Origin of the sequence: Bacillus sp. LNXM12-1 (assembly GCF_003004375.1) — a bacterium.
Classification (GTDB): Bacteria; Bacillota; Bacilli; order Bacillales; family Bacillaceae; genus Bacillus.
On record NZ_PVWX01000001.1, the window covers coordinates 824,699 to 846,727 of the forward strand.

The 22,029-nt window shown below is 42.3% G+C and carries 20 protein-coding genes; 1 reads left to right on the forward strand and 19 read right to left on the reverse strand.

Features of this window, described 5'->3' with window-relative positions; genetic code table 11:
* Nucleotides 1-5: 5 nt before the first annotated feature.
* The 5 genes from lpdA to C6Y07_RS04315 form a co-directional block, all read right to left on the reverse strand.
* The gene (lpdA, locus tag C6Y07_RS04295) at nt 6-1,430 is read right to left on the reverse strand and encodes a dihydrolipoyl dehydrogenase (RefSeq protein ID WP_060596814.1); all 1,425 of its coding nucleotides are present in this window, start codon (nt 1,428-1,430) and stop codon (nt 6-8) included.
* Nucleotides 1,420-2,541 carry a butyrate kinase gene (buk, locus tag C6Y07_RS04300; protein ID WP_060596815.1) on the reverse strand — a complete coding sequence of 374 codons (1,122 nt, stop codon included), beginning with the start codon at nt 2,539-2,541 and terminating at the stop codon, nt 1,420-1,422. The genes lpdA and buk overlap by 11 nt, the downstream gene beginning before the upstream one ends.
* Before the next feature lie 33 nt (nt 2,542-2,574).
* Nucleotides 2,575-3,669 (reverse strand): branched-chain amino acid dehydrogenase, encoded by a 1,095-nt coding sequence (gene bcd, locus C6Y07_RS04305; RefSeq protein WP_003215658.1) that lies wholly within the window; start codon nt 3,667-3,669, stop codon nt 2,575-2,577.
* A gap of 25 nt (nt 3,670-3,694) precedes the next feature.
* Nucleotides 3,695-4,588 (reverse strand): phosphate butyryltransferase, encoded by an 894-nt coding sequence (yqiS, locus tag C6Y07_RS04310; protein WP_034661238.1) that lies wholly within the window; start codon nt 4,586-4,588, stop codon nt 3,695-3,697.
* A gap of 125 nt (nt 4,589-4,713) precedes the next feature.
* Complete coding sequence (locus C6Y07_RS04315) at nt 4,714-6,786, reverse strand: sigma-54 interaction domain-containing protein (RefSeq protein ID WP_034661239.1); 2,073 nt, start codon at nt 6,784-6,786, stop codon at nt 4,714-4,716.
* A 149-nt stretch (nt 6,787-6,935) separates the two neighbouring features.
* Here C6Y07_RS04315 and C6Y07_RS04320 point away from each other — a divergent pair, with 149 nt between their 5' ends.
* Entirely contained in the window at nt 6,936-7,172 is a 237-nt protein-coding gene (locus C6Y07_RS04320) for a DUF2627 domain-containing protein (protein ID WP_034661240.1), read from the forward strand.
* A 34-nt stretch (nt 7,173-7,206) separates the two neighbouring features.
* Here C6Y07_RS04320 and C6Y07_RS04325 read toward each other — a convergent pair whose 3' ends face one another.
* The 14 genes from C6Y07_RS04325 to C6Y07_RS04395 all read right to left on the reverse strand — a co-directional run bounded on the left by C6Y07_RS04325 (nt 7,207) and on the right by C6Y07_RS04395 (nt 22,005).
* Complete coding sequence (locus tag C6Y07_RS04325) at nt 7,207-7,944, reverse strand: glycerophosphodiester phosphodiesterase (RefSeq protein ID WP_060596816.1); 738 nt, start codon at nt 7,942-7,944, stop codon at nt 7,207-7,209.
* Nucleotides 7,945-8,170: 226 nt separating this feature from the next.
* A complete protein-coding gene (locus tag C6Y07_RS04330; RefSeq protein ID WP_106156258.1) occupies nt 8,171-9,271 on the reverse strand; it encodes a Rap family tetratricopeptide repeat protein in 1,101 nt (366 codons plus the stop codon).
* A 455-nt stretch (nt 9,272-9,726) separates the two neighbouring features.
* On the reverse strand, nt 9,727-10,530 hold the full coding sequence (spo0A, locus tag C6Y07_RS04340; RefSeq protein WP_106156260.1) for a sporulation transcription factor Spo0A: 804 nt from the start codon (nt 10,528-10,530) through the stop codon (nt 9,727-9,729).
* 285 nt (nt 10,531-10,815) lie between these two features.
* A complete protein-coding gene (gene spoIVB / locus C6Y07_RS04345) occupies nt 10,816-12,093 on the reverse strand; it encodes a SpoIVB peptidase (protein WP_106156262.1) in 1,278 nt (425 codons plus the stop codon).
* A 198-nt stretch (nt 12,094-12,291) separates the two neighbouring features.
* Nucleotides 12,292-14,025 carry a DNA repair protein RecN gene (gene recN / locus C6Y07_RS04350; RefSeq protein WP_106156265.1) on the reverse strand — a complete coding sequence of 578 codons (1,734 nt, stop codon included), beginning with the start codon at nt 14,023-14,025 and terminating at the stop codon, nt 12,292-12,294.
* Between the two features lie 33 nt (nt 14,026-14,058).
* Nucleotides 14,059-14,508, reverse strand: coding sequence for a transcriptional regulator AhrC/ArgR (gene ahrC, locus C6Y07_RS04355; RefSeq protein ID WP_034661246.1), 450 nt, complete (start codon nt 14,506-14,508; stop codon nt 14,059-14,061).
* Nucleotides 14,509-14,670: 162 nt separating this feature from the next.
* Complete coding sequence (locus C6Y07_RS04360; RefSeq protein ID WP_060596819.1) at nt 14,671-15,525, reverse strand: TlyA family RNA methyltransferase; 855 nt, start codon at nt 15,523-15,525, stop codon at nt 14,671-14,673.
* Entirely contained in the window at nt 15,522-17,423 is a 1,902-nt protein-coding gene (gene dxs, locus C6Y07_RS04365) for a 1-deoxy-D-xylulose-5-phosphate synthase (protein ID WP_060596820.1), read from the reverse strand. The genes C6Y07_RS04360 and dxs overlap by 4 nt, the downstream gene beginning before the upstream one ends.
* Nucleotides 17,424-17,573: 150 nt before the next feature.
* Nucleotides 17,574-18,470, reverse strand: coding sequence for a polyprenyl synthetase family protein (locus C6Y07_RS04370; protein WP_189288356.1), 897 nt, complete (start codon nt 18,468-18,470; stop codon nt 17,574-17,576).
* Nucleotides 18,454-18,714, reverse strand: coding sequence for an exodeoxyribonuclease VII small subunit (locus C6Y07_RS04375; RefSeq protein ID WP_003215880.1), 261 nt, complete (start codon nt 18,712-18,714; stop codon nt 18,454-18,456). The genes C6Y07_RS04370 and C6Y07_RS04375 overlap by 17 nt, the downstream gene beginning before the upstream one ends.
* Nucleotides 18,711-20,057: an exodeoxyribonuclease VII large subunit gene (xseA, locus tag C6Y07_RS04380; RefSeq protein WP_106031011.1), complete on the reverse strand. Its 1,347-nt coding sequence runs from the start codon at nt 20,055-20,057 to the stop codon at nt 18,711-18,713. The genes C6Y07_RS04375 and xseA overlap by 4 nt, the downstream gene beginning before the upstream one ends.
* A 70-nt stretch (nt 20,058-20,127) precedes the next feature.
* Entirely contained in the window at nt 20,128-20,979 is an 852-nt protein-coding gene (gene folD, locus C6Y07_RS04385; RefSeq protein ID WP_060596823.1) for a bifunctional methylenetetrahydrofolate dehydrogenase/methenyltetrahydrofolate cyclohydrolase FolD, read from the reverse strand.
* An 11-nt stretch (nt 20,980-20,990) separates the two neighbouring features.
* Nucleotides 20,991-21,386 (reverse strand): transcription antitermination factor NusB, encoded by a 396-nt coding sequence (gene nusB / locus C6Y07_RS04390; protein WP_034661255.1) that lies wholly within the window; start codon nt 21,384-21,386, stop codon nt 20,991-20,993.
* Between the two features lie 211 nt (nt 21,387-21,597).
* Nucleotides 21,598-22,005, reverse strand: coding sequence for an Asp23/Gls24 family envelope stress response protein (locus tag C6Y07_RS04395; RefSeq protein ID WP_034661256.1), 408 nt, complete (start codon nt 22,003-22,005; stop codon nt 21,598-21,600).
* Between the last annotated feature and the right edge of the window lie 24 nt (nt 22,006-22,029).

The following is a 22,029-nucleotide window of genomic DNA, read 5'->3' on the forward strand; positions in this document are numbered from 1 at the left end:
CTTGATTAAAAATGGATCGCCTTCCCGTCAACAGCAAGAGCTGCCTCACCAATCGCCTCTGATAAGGTTGGATGCGGGTGGATCGTTTGCCCCACTTCCCACGGCGTTGCATCAAGTACTTTGGCTAATCCAGCTTCAGATATCATATCTGTTACATGAGGACCAATCATATGAATCCCTAAAATATCATCTGTCTTTTGATCGGCAATGATTTTGACGAATCCATCAGATTCCCCGTACACAAGCGCTTTACCGATCGCCATAAATGGAAATTTTCCCATTTTCACTTCGAAGCCTTGCTCTTTTGCCGCCTGTTCAGTGAGTCCAACACTAGCGGTTTCTGGGTGAGAGTAGACACATTTAGATACGAGCGTTTCATCGAGCGGCTTTGGATCTTTCCCAGCCATATGTTCCACAGCAATCATGCCTTCGTGTGAAGCCACATGTGCCAGCTGAAGCCCGCCAATGACATCTCCTATTGCGTAAATATGCGATTCTTTCGTTTGATAATGTTCATTCACGACAATGCCTTGTTTTTCTGTTTGGATGTCCGTGTTTTCAAGACCAATGCCTTCAATATTTGGTACTCTGCCGACTGAAAGAAGAAGTTTTTCCGCTTCAAAAGTCTGAATGTCTCCATCCTTTTCTGCTTGAATCGTCACGAGATTCTCCTGCTTTTTGATGGTATCTGGCAGTACTTTCGCATTTTTCACAAAGGTGATGCCTTTTTTAGATAAAAGCTTTTCCATTTCTTTAGAAATGTCATGATCCTCTGTTGGCAATATGCGATCTGCAAATTCAATCACAGTCACCTTCACACCAAAATCATTGAGCATGGAAGCCCACTCAATTCCGATCACCCCGCCGCCGACAATGAGCATTGACTGTGGAAGCTCTGGCAGTTCAAGTGCATCATCTGATGAAAGAATGTGCGTCCCATCTGCTTCAAGCCCAGGCAGCACCCGTGGTCTTGAACCTGTCGCAATAATGACCTGCTTTGGAATGAGCATTTCATTTTCATCTCCATTTGCCATTTCTACGGAGATGGTTCCTGGCATTGGCGAAAAGATAGATGGACCAAGGATACGGCCGATCCCTTCATAGACATCAATTTTTCCTTGTTTCATTAAGTGTTTGACGCCGCCTGCTAGTTTCTCTACAATCTCTGTTTTTCTTTTCTGCACATTGGCAAATTGCAAGGCAATGCCGTTTGCCTCAACGCCAAAATCAGCAGCACGTTTGACGGTTTGATAGACTTCTGCACTTCTAAGCAGCGCTTTAGACGGAATGCATCCTTTATGCAGACATGTTCCGCCAAGCTTTTCTTTTTCTACAACTGCTGTTTTCAATCCAAGCTGTGAGGCACGGATGGCCGCTACATAGCCGCCTGTGCCTCCACCAAGAATGACGAGGTCATATTCAGTTGCCATGACTTGTCACTCCTTTCTTCATTCGTTGATCATTTGGGTATTCTTTCGGTGATTCTTCTTCTTTTAAAATACGAAGTGCACCTTCTGCTAAGGATTGCAGTTCATTTTCGCCTGGATACACGACAACATCTGAAATCCAGTCAATGTATCCTCTAATACTTGATGTAATTTGTTTGCTGTACGCAAGTCCGCCTGTTAACACAATGACGTCAACTGCTCCTTTTAAGACAGCACTAGCCGCACCGATTTCCTTGGCAATTTGATAGCACATCGCTTCATAAATCAGCGCCGCCCGTTCATCGCCTGCTTCAATCATGCGCTCCACTTTCACAGCATCTGTCGTGCCAAGGTAGCCCGCAAGTCCGCCTTCACCAATAATGCGTTTCAGCATTTCCTCTTGGCTATACTCACCAGAAAAGCAAAGATTGACGAGGTCACCTGTTGGCAGGGTCCCCGCTCGCTCCGGGCTGAAAGGTCCTTCGCCATGCAGTCCGTTATTGACATCAATGACTTTTCCTTTTTCATGTACACCAATGGTGATGCCGCCGCCCATATGCGTAATAATCATGTTCAAATCTTCGTAACGCTTCCCAAAGGATGCAGCCGTTTTTCTTGCGACTGCTTTTTGATTTAATGCATGGAAGATGCTTTTTCTTTCAATCGTTGGCAGCCCTGAAATACGAGCAATTGGTTTTAGTTCATCCACCACAACTGGATCGACAATAAAAGCTGGGATGTTCAGGCCAAGTGCAATTTCTCGTGCAATGATACCGCCCAGATTTGATGCATGCTGGCCGGCATATCCTTCTTTCAGGTCTTCCACCATTTGCTCATTGACTTCATATGTGCCTCCTTCGATAGGCCGGAGAAGGCCGCCGCGTGCGCACACTGCATCAAACTTTGAGATGTTCATCCCTTGTTCATGCAGCGTTTTCAGGATTGTTTCTTTACGAAATGAAAATTGATCAATGATATGTGGGAATTGCTTTAATTCCTCATCTGTATGTCTGAGTGTCGTTTCAAAAATAGATCGTTCATTGTGAAACACACCGATTTTTGTTGAAGTAGAGCCAGGATTAATTGTGAGAATACGCCATTCTTTTGTCAGCAAAAACAAAACCTCCGTTTCAACTCATTCTTCAAATTAGCGACGACTTAAAATATGTTGACCATTTTGCAGGAATTGGCTTCTTGATTTGCGCATTCTTTCAATTCGCTCCTCTGCCAATCGGTCTGCCGCTTTATAAGTTGGAATGGCATCACGGTTTGAAATTTCAATGACACGTTCAATATTTTGGTAAATACCTTCCACTTTTTTCATCGCACGATCTGCATTATAGCCATAAAGCTCATCAGCAACGTTAATCACGCCGCCTGCATTGATCACATAATCAGGTGCATAGACAATGCCCATTTCATGGATAAGATCGCCGTGATGCGTTTCTCTCAGCTGGTTATTGGCTGCACCTGCGATGACCTTTGCTTTCAACTTAGGAATCGTTACATCGTTAATCGTTGCACCAAGTGCACATGGTGCATAAATATCACATGCTTGATCATAAATATCGTCAGGGTCTACTGCTTTTGCACCAAAGTCTTCAACAGCTCGCTTTACAGAGTCTTTGTTGATATCTGTGACAATTAGCTGTGCACCTTCTTCGTGCAGGTGTTTACACAAATTGTAGGCCACATTCCCAACACCTTGGACAGCAATTGTTTTTCCTTCTAATGAATCGGTCCCAAATGCAGCTTTGGCAGCAGCTTTCATCCCTTTATATACACCGTAAGCCGTAACAGGAGACGGATTTCCGGAAGAACCAAATGCAGGAGAAATACCTGTCACAAAGTCTGTTTCTTCATGAATAAGATCCATGTCTTCTACCGTTGTACCGACATCCTCCGCTGTGATATAGCGGCCATTCAATCCTTGAATGTAGCGTCCAAACGCACGGAACATTTCTTCATTTTTATCTTTTCTCGGGTCACCGATGATGACTGTTTTCCCGCCGCCAAGATTCAGGCCTGCTGCTGCGTTTTTATAAGTCATCCCTCTTGCTAGACGTAACGCATCTTCGATCGCTGCTTCTTCGTTTTCATACGTCCACATTCTCGTCCCGCCTAGTGCTGGCCCAAGTGTTGTATCATGAATAGCAATAATGGCTTTTAAGCCAGACTGTTCATCCTGACAAAACACAAGCTGCTCATAATCGTATCGTTCCATATATTTAAAAAGTTCCATTGTTTATTCCTCCTATGACTTCCGCTTAATTTGATGTACAGATGGCAAGTGCAATTGAATAAAGCTTACTTTCAGCTGTATCCGATCGGCTTGTTAAGGCAATCGGCGCCTTCGCTCCTGCCACCACAGCTCCCACCTTTGCATGTGCAAAGTAGATGAGAGATTTATAAAGAATGTTCCCTGCTTCAATCGTTGGCACAAGCAAAATATCTGCATGACCGGCGACATCACTCGTAATATTTTTATGAGAAGCTGCCGTTTGAGAAATGGCATTGTCTAAAGCAAGAGGTCCATCAATGAGGCAGCCAGAAATTTGACCTCGCCTATTCATTTGTGCCAGACTTGCCGCTGTCAAAGTTGAATCCATTGCCGGGTTCACGACCTCTACCGCAGATAACACTGCCACCTTTGGCATGTCGTTTCCGACAGCTTGTGCTACTTGAACAGCATTGATCGTGATCTCTTTGAGCATATTTAAATCGGGCGCGATGTTCATCGCAGAATCCGTGACATAAATAAAACGATCAAAGCCCGGCACTTCGAATGCCGCGACATGTGATAGGACACTCGCTGTCCGCAGCCCGTACTCTTTATTCAGTACCGCTTTTAAAAGAACGGCTGTCGGGACATGCCCCTTCATCAATATATCTGCATGCTTCTCACTCACTGCCTGCACGGCAATTTTGGCTGATTCTTCAGGAGAATCCGAATGAATAATATCTATCCAGTCCTCATTGATCTCATGCTGTTTCACCAGCTCCTTCAGGTTGCGTTTGTTCCCAACCAGCAGGAAGCGAGCGACCTTTCGTTCAATTGCCATCTTGATGGCATGAAGCACTTCTTCGTCTTCTGCATGAGCCACAGCAGCAGTTTTATTTTGCAGCTGGGCGGCTTTCATAATCAGATCGTCAAGCTTCATATATGTCCACCTTTCCTTATGCTCGGTTCATGGTTTTCATATGCAAGTTCTGTGCCAGCTTGAAATGCAGCGACATAAGGCATTTCGCATGAAATACATGCAATTTTTTGCAGGTAACATGCATTTTATTGCATGCTATCTTTTGCAAGTTGATATTTATCCATTTTATAGTAAAGGTTTCGAATGCTAATCCCTAACGTTTTCGCTGTTTTCGTGCGGTTGAATTGATGCTTTTCAAGGGTTTGTTTAATCAGCTGCGCTTCAAATGCCTCAACAGCATCCGAAAGTGTCTCTCCCTCAAATTGACTGACAGCCAGTTCCTGCTGCTCTTTTTCTTCCTGCTCTTCTGACTCCATGAAGGAAATATGATCTTCATCGATCCATTCTTCTTGCGGGTTCAAAAAGATCATGGCTCGTCCAAGGACATTTTCCAGTTCTCTTACGTTTCCAGGCCAGCTGTAGGATCGAAGTCTATCGAGCGCCCCTTCCGTTAAGCCGCTCACATTTCGTCCATAGTCTAAATTGATCTTCTGGATGAGACGTTTGCTTAAGGAGTCAATATCTTCAAGGCGCTGCCTTAGCGGCGGAATAGAGATCGGATATCTGTTCATGCGATAATATAAGTCCTCTCTGAACTTTCCTTCCGCCATCGCTTTTTCAATATTGACATTTGTTGCGGTGATCACACGTACATCAACAGGGATGGCTTTTGTTCCGCCTACTCTGACAATTTCTTTCTCCTGCATGACGCGTAATAATTTCGCTTGTGTACTTGGCGTCATTTCACCAATTTCATCCAAAAAAATACTGCCGTGATTTGCCTCTTCAAACAGCCCTTTTTTACCGCCGCGCCTTGCACCAGAAAACGCTCCTTCCTCGTAGCCAAAAAGCTCTGACTCTAAAAGGGTTTCCGATAAGGCCGCACAGTTGACTCTTACAAAGCGATTATATTTCCGGTCACTTTCATTGTGTATAGCGTGCGCGAACAGCTCTTTCCCAGTACCTGATTCTCCCCTGAGTAAGATGGTGGCTGGTGTTTTTGCCCCTAGCTTTGCCTGCTCAAGTGCCACAAGCATTTGCTCACTTTCTCCAATAATGTCTTCAAATGTGTACTTTGCCTCAAGTGTCCGGATGAGCTGTCTTGCTTTATTCAATTCATTGGTGAGTGATTGAATTTCTGATACGTCATGAATGACGCCGACACTGCCTTTTAGAATGCCATCAACGATCACTGGCGCTACGTTGACGATCACATCCTTCTTATTTGGTCCGACTTTCATTCTAACGCCTCGAACCGGCCTTCTCGTTTCAAGCACCTTCAAATGCATGCTTTCGCCTTCAGAAATATCCGCACCTGCTGGTTTGCCCACAACTTCTTTGTCTGTTAACCCCGTCATTTTCGTGTAAGCTCGGTTGATTAAAATTCCTTTCCCCTGCTCATCTACGACGGATATCGCTTCATCCGATGATTGAATAATAGCCTCAAGCATTGTCCGCACTTCTTTGAGGTTTGTGACTTCCTCCGCAAGCTCCACCGCATCTGTAATATCTTTGAAGATCGATAAAGCGCCCAGCATTCTTCCTGCGTCATCAATAATTGGCAAACGCGTTGTGACAATTTGTATTTGCTGATTCAGAAATTGTTTTTGATTAAATTCAGGCTCCCTCGATCTTAAAATATCGGGAAGCTTTGTGTTTGGAATGACTTCACGTATGTGACGGCCAATCGCATCTTTTTGCGAACATCCAACCATTTTGGCAGCCGACCGATTAAATAGGACGACTTCTTCATCCATATTAATAAAAATCATGCCATCGTTCGTTGCATTAAAAATGCGGTCATGTTTATAGGTTTGTTCCTTTAATATTTGAATGAGCTGATGCTTTTCTGACATTAATTCTGATATGACGTATGCCATCGAACTCGGAACAATGACAGCATGCTCTCGTTTTTCTTTCATCAGTTCTTTAAGCACAGCTGAACTGCCCGTTGTTTCAATGATGATATCAATGTCATCTTTTATGTATTCTTTCCAATCCGTTGTCGTATCGATTCCATTCTTTTTCGCTTCTACCATCCCCGGTGCCCCAAGATCAAGGTCGGCGATCGCAACGATTTGAATCATATTTGTTTTCAGCAATGTTTCAAGCAATATTGATCCACCGTGTCCTGCACCGACAATCAAGACTCTCTGCATCCCGTTACCCCTTTATATGAAAAAATTTGCACACCATATTTTTCCGTTGCAAAAAATTGCACAACTCTTATATTACCACGTTTTCCTTTCTTGACAAAATATTTTTTGAATTAGACAATGGAAGTAAATGACGTTTAAGGGGACATTTGATGGGGAGAATACTTGCATTAGTGATTATTTTAATACCTGGCGCGCTTGCTGCACTTGGGATTAAGCTGCTGCGTGACACGGTTTTCGGCATCATCATTGCACCATTTCCATTTTTATGGCTGCAAGGAATTGCAGGGTTGTTATTTTTAGGAGGAGGTCTTTATGTAGTCGCTGGCTTTATTTTATATAGAGACCGCAAACGCAATAAAGTGACCACCCGCTTTAAGCAGAGATAGACATGAAAAAAGACCCGCTTCTGATAGCAGGTCTTTATTTCATTTCTTCTCTTATTTTGACGGCTCTGTCAGGAAAATCAGTGAAAATTCCATCGACACCTAAGGAAAACATGCTTTTCATCTGCTTTTCACTGTTTACCGTAAATGGCCTGATCACTTGCTGAGCGGCACGGAGAGCCGACACGACTTCTTTTGTCACCCCTGCGCCCTTTATATTCGGATGATAACCTCTTGCAGGTACTGTTTTCAAGTACATCTCCGGCTGATGAATCACATCCATTGTGAGAACAGCAAGCTCAACATGCGGCATCAGCTTGTGAAAAAGAGCTAAACTCCCATGATGAAACGATGAGACAAGTACACGATCTTCTATTTGAAAGTGTTCAATTTGCTCCTTTACTTTCTCTTCAATACCAGGATATCGATAAATGGAATTTTTCAGTTCAATATTGATGATGAGTGATGGTTGCTGCGTCACTAACTCCAATACTTCCTCTAAAAGAGGAATGGATACAGCACCGGTTTCTTCATAGAAAGAATGACTCGCATCTCCTGCTTTTAACTCTTCATATGTATGGTCTTTCACTAAGCCCTTCATATTCGTTGTTCTGTTCAGCTTCTCATCGTGAATGACAGCAAGCTTGCCATCTTTCGTCAGCTGAACATCGAGCTCAATTCCGTCAGCTCCAGAATGGAGTGCATGCTCAAAGGCTATCATGGTATTTTCAGGGTAGATTCCTTTAAAACCTCTGTGTGCAAAAATTTTCGTCATAGGTCACCTCTAAGTATGATGCTTCCTTTCATTATGACGTGTCTCTTTTCATTTTTCCAGTTTGAGCACATAAAAAAACCTCTTCTGATTAGTACGAAGAGGCTCACAGGTAAATTCGATCACGTAATCGCTCTGATGGCTTGCTCTGTCGTCTCTGCGTCAAGAGCAAAAAGGGAAGAAACAACTGCGACTGCTGTAACGACGGTTACACCTAACAACAACTTTTTCATAAGATAACCTCCACTTTCTTTTGAAGTATTTGTGCATCGAATTTCTTTTCAAGAAAACGAATGGCGTTTTGATAGTCATTTCGTTCCTTGAAGTATTTCGATATTTGTTCAGACAAATCCTCAAGCTCCACATATAATCTATTTTTTTCTATGTAGTCTAATTTTTCAGAGAATACGTCTGCTGCTCCACTATTTTCGCACATCAAATCCAAAATTTCAAATTTTACTATATATTCATTATTTTGGATATCGCAGCTATACTGAATACCCTCTTTAATATATTCCTTCGCCTCTTGATCTCCTAGATGAACCAAGGCATTTGCCAGAACATATAAAGATTGGATGTAATAATGGCTATTGTCACGGTGAATTTGAATGCCCATCCCTTTTTTGGCATATTGTGCGCTTTTTTCATAATCAGGCTTCGCATAATAAAGAACGGCTAAATTGTGATAGCATTTCCCAATCAGCACTTCATTGTTAATGCGTTTACTTTTCTCAAGTGCTTCTTGGTATTTTTCTTCTGCTTCTTCAAATTGAAACAAATCAATACAATTACTTGCATGTAAAATCAAACTGTCAATCGCCTGCGCTGTATACTCTTCATGCGCTTTGAACGTATCGATGGCTTTTTTAATATGATTAATGGATATGAAATTTTGTTTCAGTTCGTAATAGATTGAAGCAACCTTATGGTGAAAAGTTCCTACTTCCAGGTCTTCATTCACACGTTTTAGGCGCTGTTCTGCAATTTTGTAAAAACTGATGGCTTCATCATACTTTTTCACATATGCAGCATATTGGCCTTTGTAAAAGTAAAAATAAAAATTAATAATGTCATCTGCTTTCTCATCGAGCGTTCCGACACTCTTCATAATGTGATTGGCTTTTTCAATATTTCCAAGTAACATTTCATTTCTGCCATTAACAAGCTGATAATAAAGGAGAACTTCACGGTCTTCATCTGTATTTTTTAGCAAATTCTGAATTTTCTCTTTATAGACAGCAGATTTTTCTAGGTCATTCTGAGAAATGACCCTCGTCCACTTGCTAATTTCGTTCGCTACCTCAGCAGAGTGGATTTTCAGCTTTCCCATAACCTCACCCTCTTCTTCTCATTATTATAGCATAGTAAAAGAATGTGAAAATTATTAAATTCGACAATGGGAATATTCAGTTCAAATGGCACAATCTCTAAGAAGCCAGTGACTTTAAAACGCCAACCAATCAGGTCAATAGAAATAGAACTTTCGATCTTATTTGCTTTATTTACCAAATCCATCAGACCTTTTCCTCTCATCCTTTTCCTTACGAATGAGCTTTTTCTTCTTCTATTTGAAGACCAAACAATTGATTGGCGTAGCTGATTACCACTAATTTATGACATACCCATTTCTTTCATGCTTTATTTTTCATTTTATTCCGAAAATAAAGCAAGCCGAGTTGTCCAAATGAAACAATAAGATGATTGTATCAATACAACCAATTTTTAACAATATTTTTCGAAATAAAAAAACGCCTCTTTGCAGAAACGTTTTTTTAAGAGAATGAACTAGCTAGCTCTATGCTCTAAGCGCAGACGATCAGCCACCATAGCAATAAATTCAGAATTGGTTGGTTTCGCTTTAGACATGCTGACTGTATAACCAAAGAGTGAGGAAATGGAATCGATGTTTCCTCTGCTCCAAGCAACTTCAATCGCATGACGAATCGCTCGTTCTACCCTGCTGGCAGTCGTGTTAAATTTCTTCGCGATGTCTGGGTACAACACTTTTGTGATGCTTCCGAGAAGCTCAATGTCATTGTACACCATCGAAATTGCTTCTCTTAAGTATAAATAGCCTTTTATATGAGCGGGTACGCCAATCTCATGAATAATCGTCGTAATGCTCGCATCTAAGTTTTTACGTTTCGGTTCAGATTTGTTCCGAAGGACACTGTTTTGGATAGATGAAGATCGATGGGTGACTTGTGTGCCGTTTCCACTGACTTGACGAATATGACCGACTAGGTTTTCCATATCAAATGGCTTTAAGATGAAATAGGATGCGCCCAAATCAACTGCTTTTTTCGTGACATCTTCTTGACCGAACGCCGTTAGCATAATCACACTTGGCTGTTTGGTCATGTCATTGTTTTCACGGAGGCGTTCCAGTACAGCAAGACCGTCTAAATGAGGCATGATAATATCTAAGAGGAGAACGTCGGGCTCTTTATCTTTAAATAATGTCAGACATTCCTGGCCATTATACGCCACGCCAAGTACTTCCATATCTTCCTGTCCCTCAATATACTCTGTCAAAAGGCCAACAAGCTCTCGATTGTCATCAGCTACACACACTTTAATTTTCTCCACGTTCTTTCCTCCCCAATGTCGATTCCTTTAGTCTTTTGCATTTCTCTTCTGAGTGTTCAATTCGACAAAACCATGCTATCCCCTTTAAAAAACTTTAATTTTCCGAATAATAGAGCATTATCTAGCTTTTTCTACGTTTTTCTTAACGAATCGACGATTATTGCAATTTGACAACATACTATTTTCCATTTTGTCGAAAAATCTCTTTTTCCTTATTTTATAACATGATGGCAGAGAAAGAAAGGGGAGAAAAAAACTGCCGGGAGATTCGCGGCAGTTTGATGATCAGCTTGCTTTTTTGTTTTTTTGATAAAGATCGATTCCTGCTTCTGACAGCATCCATTCAATGTGTACGCCGTACCCGCTTGTCGGATCATTGACAAATACGTGTGTGACCGCTCCAATGACCTTTCCGTTTTGGATGATGGGGCTTCCGCTCATGCCTTGGACGATACCGCCCGTTTTACTTAAAAGACGTTCATCTGTTATCTTCAATACCATCCCTTTTGTTGCCGGGAATTTCTGCGGTGTCGTGCTGACGATTTTAATATCAAACTTCTCCACTTTATCATGATCCACAACGGTTAAAATTTCTGCTGGACCTTCTTTTACTTCATTTGATAAAGCGACTGGAAGCGGTTTGTCTGATACATGATTTTCAAGCTTTTCGGTTAACGTACCAAAGATACCAAATGGGCTGTTGCGGGAGATATCCCCTATCGTTTTTCGTTCAGAAGAGAATCTCGCCAATTTTTCTCCAGGATTGCCTCCTGTGCCTTTTTCAATTGATGTCACGGTTGATCTGACAATTTCACCATTGTTGACAACGATTGGTTTTTTTGTATCCATGTCAGAAATCACATGCCCAAGGGCACCATATTTTTTAGAAGATGGTTCAAAGAAGGTCATCGTGCCGATTCCTGCTGCGGAATCTCGAATGTAAAGACCAATTCGGTAGGTGCCTTCACTTGCATCTTTTGCGGGTGTTAATGTTGTTTGAAAGGTTTTATGGTCTCTTTTTATGAGTAAACGAAGCGTTTCACCTGTTTTTCCTGCTTTCTGGATAAATGGGGTGAGGTCATTCATTTTCTCCATCTTTTGACCATTGATTTCAATGATCATATCCCCTGATTGAATGCCTGCGGCTTCGCCTGGTGATTTTTTGCCGTCTGCTGTTGTGATTTGATGAAAACCTACAACGAGAACTCCTACAGAGTGGAGCTTGACGCCAATGGATTGTCCTCCAGGAACGACTTTTAATTCAGGGAGAACGTCGACTTTTGTTTTCTTAATAGGAAATCCTTTAAAATCATAAACAATTTCGGCTTTTCCCGCCTTTTGTCCTGTCACTTCAAGCTGATTCTTTTTCTTTGAAAGACTAAAGGCTTGTGAAGAAGCATTGGCTGACGCTTCTATTGATGTGTCAATTGAGTGCTTCTGTTTTTCAAATACAGCAACATTTGTTGGAATGCTGATGTATTCCTTCACTATGCTCATAAACCCTGTACTTATTAAAGAAACAAGGAGAATCACACCAATGGCTTTTCTCATCTTTTCGGGCATTCATTTTTCACTCTCCTCGCTCCTTACCCACACCAGAACACTCATGTTTTGGCTACATCTTTACTTTTGCCTTCTTCGCTAGGATTTATAACCGGCACCTATAGAAAATGATTGGATAAATTGATAAAAGAAAAAGACGATTTCACGGGTATATACAGCGATTTTGACACAATATAAAAAAGGCAGCTGATTTTTCAGCTACCCTGTTGTTTTGACATCATTTGCTTGATGAAGCAATTCTTTTGCGTGCTGTTTTGTCAGCTCAGTGACTTCCACACCCGCAATCATCCTGCCAATTTCACTCACTTTTTCTTCATGACTTAATGGTTTGACGCTTGTCAGTGTTCTGCCGGCTTTAGAGCGTTTAGAAATGAAGAGATGCGTGTCAGCCATTGCTGCTACTTGCGGGAGGTGCGTAATGCAGAGCACTTGTGAGCCAGCCGCCACTTTGTAAATTTTTTCGGCAATCGCCTGTGCCACTCTGCCGCTTACGCCCGTATCCACCTCATCGAAAATAATGGACGTGACTTCTTGTTTGGCTGAGAAAATACTTTTCACGGCGAGCATGACACGTGAAATTTCTCCACCCGAGGCAACTTTTGATAAAGATTTCATCGGTTCGCCAGGATTAGTAGAGATCACAAATTGAGCTTGGTCGATTCCGTTTTTTCCAAGCTGGACGGGCTTTCCATCTAGCAGCGGATTATCCGTGCTGCTAAAAGGCGCATACCGAATGGAAAAGGATGTATCAAACGTTGACTTCTCCATATACAAATCTTTTAGTTCTGTTTGAATTTGCTTCGCTAGTTTTTTCGCCCATTTTTTACGAAGCTCTGAAACGTTAAGTGCTTCAAGCAGGGCATCACGGCTCATTGCATCCAGTTTGTTTTTAAGCGTCTGCAGGTGGCTGTCTCGATTTTGAATTTGATCTATTTCTTCTTCTATCTTCGCCGCATACTCCAAAATTTCCTGAACCGTTGTCCCATATTTTCGTTTTAACTGCTTCATTTCATTCAGCCTAGATTCAATAAAATCAAGACGTGCTGGGTCGAACTCTAATTGATCCAACATGCTTCGCATTTGGAACGTCGAATCCTCTAATAAGTAATAGGAGTTCGACACTTGTTCGGATAGCTTTTTCAGATCGTCGTTGATCTCAGAAACCTGCTCGAGCTCGCTTGATGACATGCCAACCCAATCAAGTCCTCCCTGCTCATTGCGCAAGGCATTATATGCGTTTTGAAGTGAGGAAAAGATTTTTTCGTAGTTGCTGATCTGATGGCGCTCTTCTTGAAGCTTCTCATCTTCTCCCGGCTCTAATTGTGCCGCTTCAATCTCCTCTAGCTGAAATTGCAGTAAATCTAACCGGTGCACCATCTCTTGCTCATTCTCAGAGAGCTGTTTTAGCTTTTGGGCTGTCTTTGTATATTGCTCATATGCTTCTTGATATTGTGACAAAGCAGGTGCAATTTCTTCTGCTCCAAATTGATCGAGCAAATGCAGATGATTTTCATCCTCCATCAATAACTGGTTATCGTGCTGCCCATGTATATCGAGCAAAAGGCGTCCTACCTCGCGTAAAAGTGAGATCGTGACAAGTTTGCCATTGATGCGGCAGATGCTTTTTCCGTTATTGTTAATATCACGGCGAAGAATCATCATTTCATCCGATGCGTCAATTCCCTGCTCTTCGCATAAAGCAAATACAGAGTGATCGGCTGGCACAAGAAAAAGCCCCTCCAGCTCTGCCTTTTTTTCACCATAACGAACAAATTCAGACGACCCTCTCCCTCCTACAAGAAGTGAGACTGCGTCAATCATGATGGATTTTCCAGCACCTGTTTCCCCTGTTAGGACTGTGAGTCCTTTTTCAAACGAAACCGTTAACTCTTCAATGATTGCAAAGTTTTTAATGGTTAGTTCTGCTAACACTCATTTGACACCTCTTTTTGTAAACCTGATTCTTTATAGAAGCTCTAAAATTTTGCTCGAAACTGTCTCCGTATCATCTGGTGTGCGGCAAATGATCAAAATGGTATCATCTCCGCAAATGGTTCCCATGATTTCTTCCCAATCTAAATTATCCATTAAAGCCCCAATGGCCTGAGCATTACCGGGCATGGTTTTGAGGACGATTAAATGACTGGCAGCATCCATTTTGATAAATGCATCCATTAAGGATCGCTTCAGTTTAGACAGCGGGTTAAACCGCTGATCCGCAGGAAGACTGTATTTATATGTTCCATTGTTCGTCGGCACTTTCACTAAATGTAATTCTTTAATATCTCTTGAAACGGTCGCTTGTGTGATGTTATATCCATCGGCTTTTAAAATATCGACTAGTTCATCCTGTGTTTCAATCTCTTGGCCCGCAATGATTTCCCTAATCTTAATATGCCTTTGACCTTTATTCATGTTTGACCCCCCTAGGCGTTTGATCTCAGTTTGTCTTTACGTTCTATGTTATATGAACCACAGTTCAAAAAACAAGCATTACGTGAGAATCGGTCAATTCTCGTCTTTTGACCATGTAAAAAGGAATAATAGCGAGCTATTATTCCTTTTGTTTCGATGATCTCATGTGTCAGCCGGCTCAGGGCTGTTTTTCTTTTCTTTCAATACAGAATGGGCTTCCTTGACGACCTTTTCAAGCTCTGAAGCCGGAAGTGCCGCATTCTCTTCTTGATCGGAATGAAGCACTAAATGAAGAAGGAACTCAATATTCCCGTCTCCACCAGTAATAGGCGAAAATGATACATCCTTTACATCATAGCCTTCTTTTGCAGCAAACTGATTCATCTCTTCCAGTACACCGAGGTGGACGGACGGATCTCGCACAATGCCTTTTTTCCCAACAAGCTCTCTGCCTGCTTCAAATTGAGGCTTGACGAGTGCAATACAGTCTCCGCCTGGGACAAGAATGTGCTTTAAAGCCGGCAGGATGAGTTTAAGTGAAATAAAAGAGACATCAATTGATGCTACTTCTGGCAACCCTTCAGTAAAATCTGCTGGGACGGAGTGACGGAAATTGGTGCGCTCCATGACGATTACCCTGTCATCCTGCCTTAATTTCCACGCAAGCTGATTGTAGCCAACATCAACAGCATATGATTTGACCGCTCCATTTTGAAGAGCACAATCTGTAAATCCGCCTGTTGATGAACCAATATCGATTAGCAATTTCCCTTCAACGGTTAAGTCGAATTCTTTGAGTGCTTTTTCGAGCTTTAACCCGCCGCGGCTCACATATTTCAGAGGGTTCCCCTTCACAGTGAGCGGAGTATCACGAGCGATTTTCTCTCCTGGTTTATCCAAACGGTTTTCATTTGAGTAAACGATCCCTGCCATGATGGCACGCTTTGCTTTCTCTCTCGTTTCCATTAGTCCTTGTTCGACTAATAAAACGTCAAGTCGTTCTTTCTTTGATGTCATGATCCAATTCCTTTTCTTGGTGCTGCGGGAAGCAGGTCACGTAAAGAGTCAGCAACGTGTGCTTTCGTCAGACCAATTTCTTCAAGCAGGGCATCAACACTTCCATGCTCAATAAATTCATCTGGAATGCCCATACGCTCTACTTTGATATGAGATGCTTTCTTATCGTGTATATATTCTAAGACGCTGCTGCCAAATCCGCCTTGGAGCACAGCTTCTTCAATCGTTAAAATCGGAATACCTTCAGAAAGAATGTCATTTAACATCGCTTCATCAAGAGGCTTAATAAAACGAGCATTGACGACACGAATTGATTTCCCTTCTTTTTGAAGTTCTTCTGCTGCTTGAAGCGCCATTTTAATCGTCGTACCAAATGTTAAAATGACAGCGTCCTTCCCTGGACGAAGAACCTCCCAGGACCCAATCGGAATGGTTTTCAGCTGTTCATCCATTTTCACACCCAGCCCATTACCGCGCGGGAAACGCATAGCAATAGGACCGTCATCGTACTGAATGGCTGTATTGACCATGTGCTGTCCTTCATTTTCATCTTTTGGCATCATAAGTACCATATTCGGCATATGACGCATAAAAGCAATATCAAACACACCTTGATGGGTTTCTCCATCTGCACCGACAAGTCCCGCACGATCAATGCCAATAAATACGTTGAGGTTCTGACGGCAAATATCGTGCAGCACTTGGTCATAGGCTCTTTGCAGGAACGTTGAATAAATCGCTAAAAATGGCTTCATGTCCTGCGTCGCAAGCCCAGCTGCCATTGTGGCTGCATGCTGTTCGGCAATTCCTACATCAAACATCCGCTCTGGAAATTCCTTCGCAAAGCCTTCAAGCTTTGAACCAACAGGCATCGCAGGCGTGATCGCAACAATCCGCTCATCTTCCCGCGCCAGCTTTCTGACCGTTTCACTGACGAGACCACTCCAAGACGGAGCTGCTGCTGCCGGTTTTACAAAATCACCGGTATCGATTTTGTATGGACCAGTACCGTGCCAAGTCCCGATTTTATCGGATTCTGCCGGTTGATAGCCTTTTCCTTTTTTCGTAATGACATGCAGAAGAACTGGACCTTTTGTTTTCTTTGCATATTCAAGATTTTCAAAAAGATCTTCATACGAATGTCCGTCTACAGGACCTAAGTAAGTAAATCCCATTTCCTCAAAAAACATGCCAGATACAAGTAAATATTTGAGGCTGTCTTTGATACGCTCTGCTGTGGCAGCAAGCTTTCCGCCTACAGCTGGAATGCGCTTGAATAAATATTCGAGCTCGTCCTTTACCCATTGGTATTTGCCTGCTGTACGTAATCTGCCAAGCATTGTGTGAATCGCACCAACGTTTGGTGCAATACTCATTTCATTGTCGTTTAATATGACAATCATATCTTTCTTTTCATCACCGATATGATTCAAAGCTTCCAGCGCCATCCCTCCGGTTAGTGCACCGTCTCCGATAATCGGCAGGATATATTCATCTGTCCCTTTAATATCACGCGCTGCCGCCATACCCATCGCACCAGATAACGAGGTTGAACTGTGACCTGTCTCCCAAACGTCATGTTCGCTTTCATTTCGTTTAGGAAAACCGCAAAGCCCTTTATATTGACGAAGTGTATCAAACTCCGACCCTCTTCCCGTTAACAGCTTATGAACGTAAGACTGATGTCCAACATCCCAGAGGAATTTGTCTTTTGGGCTGTCAAATACTTTATGAAGCGCAACAGTCAGTTCAACGACTCCCAGGTTCGGACCGATATGCCCGCCAGAGTTAGCTAAGGACTCAATTAAAAACATGCGAATGTCAGCGCTAAGCTCCTCTAATTCTGCATTTGACATTCCTTTTAGAAACGTTGGATTTTTTATTGATAAAAGATCCAATTAGGATCAACTCGCTTTCAACAAAATTTCTATATACAGCTATAATGCCTTATTCCTTTGAAAACCAATAGGGAATAAGAGTTGTCTCATCATAATAAACTGTTTACAGTTTACCACAATTGCTCGAGGACCCTCAAATCTAGGCTGTTTTTAATGATCTCTTGAGGCAATTAGATCACATAAATCATGCAGCAATTGCTGCTCTAATTGAAGATTTGAGACAATTTCTTTTGCACGTGTGATGTGCTCATGCAGTTTTTCTTTTGCTCCTGAAAGCGTTAATAAAGAAGGATATGTCGACTTTTCATTTGCTGTATCAGAGCCGACCCGTTTGCCGATTTTTTCTTCGTTTCCTTCAAGATCTAAAATGTCATCACGGATTTGAAACGCAATGCCAATATGATAGCTGAATTCCCTTAGCTTTTCGATATCGTCATCTGATGCTCCTGCCAGCATTGCACCTGCCGCGACGCTGAACGTAAGAAGCTTTCCTGTTTTACGGGCGTGAATGGATTCTAGTTCAGCAAGCGATACTTGTTTTTGCTCTGCTTCCATGTCGTCAAATTGACCGCCAACCATTCCTAGTGCACCTGCTGACTTTACAAGCTCCTCTACAATTCTGAGCTTTTGGTCAGCTGAGACGCTGCTAGACAGCTGTGATGTAATCAGGCGGAAGCTTTCTGTTAAAAGGGCATCACCTGCGAGAACCGCTGTTGCTTCTCCGTACACTTTATGATTTGTCGGTATTCCTCTGCGAAGGTCATCGTCGTCCATGCAAGGAAGGTCGTCATGTATCAATGAATACGTATGAATCATCTCAACTGCACAGCCGACAGGTATACCGTCTTCTTCGTTTTTACCGTAGGCATGTAATAGAGCAAGAACGAGAACAGGTCGAAGCCTTTTCCCGCCCGCTTTAAGAGAATAGAGCATAGAAGATTTCAGGTCTTCTGGAATCGTCAATTCCTGAACATATGTAAATAAATAATCTTCAATGGCCTGTTTTCGTGTTGTTAAAAATTCATTTAAATTACTTGTCACCAGCATCTGCCTCCTTCACTGAGAAGGGAGCCAGCTCACCGTCCTCTTTTAAAATGAAATCCATTTGCTTTTCAACATGCTGTAATTTTTCATGACAAAGCTTCGAAAGGGTCATGCCTTCTTGGAAATAATGAATGGCCTGCTCAAGTGGTACATCTCCTTCCTCGAGCTTTCCCACAATCTCCTCAAGACCTTTCATCGCCTCTTCAAATGTCATTTGTTCTTCTTTTTGTTTATTGGATTCTGTCATGATGATTGCCCCTCCTTCTCAATAACCTCACAAATCAGACGTCCATCTTTCATCGTGATAGTCAGCTGATCCTTCGTCTCTACTTGGTTCACACTTTTTATCAGTTCTTCTTCTTTATAGGCTAAGCTGTAGCCTCTTTCCATCACTTGAAGTGGATTTAATGCATTTAGTTTACCAAGAACCGATTGGAACTGCGAATGAATTGTTTTCATTTGCACATTCATACTGCGGATGAGCTGTTCTGATTCATTGGCGTGGCGTTTTTTCGCCTGAAGCAGCTGCTCTTTAGGATGAAGCGGCTTCAGCCTGTATGTTTGTCTGTCTAGTTGACTGCGTTTTTGCTCAATTTGTCTCGTCAGCTGTTTTTGAAAACGGTCAAATACCAAATCAAATTGCTGCTCTTTTTGCTCCTGTAATCGTTTTGGAAAACGGAAGGCATACGAGGATTGCAGCGCCACAAGACGGTCTTTCGCTTGTGAGGTTTGATTCTTTACCGCTCTTGTCAGCCGTATATCGATTGATTTGATTCGTTCAATTAAATCGGTCGTGCTTGGAACAGCAAGTTCGGCTGCTCCTGTTGGTGTGGGTGCTCTCATGTCTGCAGTGAAATCACTGATCGTAAAGTCTGTTTCGTGCCCAACTGCAGATATGATTGGAATGTCTGATGCGAAGATGGCCCTTGCGACAGCTTCTTCATTAAAGGCCCAAAGTTCTTCAATCGAACCGCCTCCTCTTCCGACAATCAAGACATCACAGAGCTGTTTTTCATTCGCTTCCTTGATCCGTTCTACGATGGAACGGGTCGCATGTTCACCTTGGACAAGCGCCGGAAGCACAATGATTTTCGCCTGCTGATAGCGCCGGTTGATGGTCGTAATGACATCTCGAACAGCCGCTCCTGTTGGAGATGTAATCACACCAACAACCTCTGGATATTCAGGAATTGGTTTTTTATAGCGCGCATCAAATAAGCCTTCACTTGCCAGCTTTTTCTTCAGCTCTTCATAAGCAAGATGAAGAGCACCAACACCATCAGGCTGCATTTCTTTTGCATATAATTGATAGTTGCCGCTTGGTTCATATACTTGAATCCCGCCGCGTACAAACACCTTCATTCCGCTCTTAGGAGAGAAAGGCAGCTTAGACGCAGAGCGCTGGAACATGACAGCTTGCATGCGTGCGTTTTCGTCTTTTAAGGTGAAGTACACATGTCCTCTTGAATGAATCTTTACATTGGATAGCTCACCTTTGATCCAAATATCTTCTAAATGTGGATCAACATCAAATTTTCTTTTTATGTATTTTGTAAGGGCTGTGACCGTCACAAAGGCTTTTTCACTCATGACGTATTCCTCCTCTTCAAAAACGCACATTCATCCACCAGCAGCATGCAGGTGGATGAATGGATAAAGCTTATGCTAATGTACGTTTTGCTGATTTAACCGTATTGTGTGCAAGCATCGTAATCGTCATTGGACCGACTCCGCCAGGGACTGGTGTGATATAAGAAGCTTTTTCTTTTGCCTCTTCAAAATCAACATCTCCAACAAGCTTCCCAGTATCTAAACGATTGACTCCTACATCAATAACAATAGCGCCTTCTTTAATTTGGTCAGCTTTAATAAAGTTTGCTCGACCGACGGCAACAACTAAAATGTCCGCTTTCAACGTATGTTCTGAAATATTCACTGTTCTTGAATGGCAGTAAGTAACCGTTGCGTTTTCGTTTAACAGCAATTGCCCTACTGGTTTACCGACAATATTGCTGCGTCCCACAACAACGACTTCTTTTCCAGAAAGATTAACACCCGTTTTGTTTAGTAATTCAACAATGCCTGCTGGTGTACATGGAAGGAATGTGTCCTCCCCAAGCAGCATTTTCCCGATATTCAATGGATGGAAACCATCAACATCTTTTTCAGGTGAAATACGTTCAATAACGGCTTTTTCAGAAATATGTTTTGGCAGTGGAAGCTGAACAAGAATCCCGTGGAATTGGTCGTTCGCATTGTACTGATCAATCAGCTGAAGCAATTCTTCTTCTGTTAAAGAAGCATCTAAATGGTCAAGCTGGAAATGCATCCCCATTGCTTCTGCTGCTTTCTTCTTCCCGCGCACGTAAGAAAGTGAAGCCGGATCATCACCGATTAGAATAACGGCAAGACCAGGTGTGACACCTTTTTGTTTTAGCTCTTCTACTTCTTTTGCTAATTGCTCACGCTTTTCTTTTGCTGTTTCTTTCCCATCGATGATTGTTGCTGTCATGTCGAATCCTCCTATTGCTGCTTTAGGTCGTTTTTAATGTTTGAAAGTACACCATTTACAAATTTCGGTGCTTTATCATCACCGAATAATTTGGCCAATTCAATCGCTTCATTCATCGAAACACTAAGCGGGATATCTTCTTGATACACCATCTCGTACACAGACAGCCTTAAAATGGCTCTGTCTACGTTTGCAATACGATCGAGTTTCCAATTCACTAGATGCTGTGAAATCATGTCATCGAGCTTGTCCTTTTGTTCAAGCACACCGAAAACCAGTTCCTCGAAAAAAGGATCTGATTCTTGTTCATCCAGCGCATGTGTAATGGCCTCTTTCGGATCAATATTGCTCACATCAATTTGAAATAATGTTTGTAGCGCCTTTTCTCTTGCAGTTCTTCTTTTCATTATTTACTCCTTTAACCACTTTATCCGCTTGTCGTTAAGCCATACAGAGATCATAACATATTTTGCCCGTGGTCGCACCAAGATCCATGCGAGCTGTGACGAAAAACGAATCAATCAACGCGTGAGATCATTATTATTCGGAAATGACCCAAAAATGGGCTTTAAAAAACCAAAGAGGCAATGCCTCCTTGGTTTCACTTGAACTCTTTTTTTACATTTCTTGATCTACTTCAGCCTCAGATGCTTTAGTATCAAATTGAATACCAACGACATGAATATTGATTTCATTAATCGTCAAGGCAGTCATGTTCAAAAGAGTTTGACGGATATTTTCTTGGACAGCAGTGGATACCTTTGGAATGGATAGGCCAAATTGAACCACACAGTATACATCGATTGTGATGCCTTCATCAGAGACATCTACTTTCACACCTTTACGGTGATTTTTCTTACCAAAGCGTTCTGCTACATCAGCAGCGAAATTGCCGCGCATTTCGGCAATGCCTTCGACTTCTGAAGCGGCGATCCCAGCAATGACCTCAATCACTTCTGGTGCAATTTGCACTTTTCCCAATTGATCTTCATCAAGGTTCATTTCAAGCAAATTGTTTTCTGACACGATCATTCACCTCCGAAAGCTATG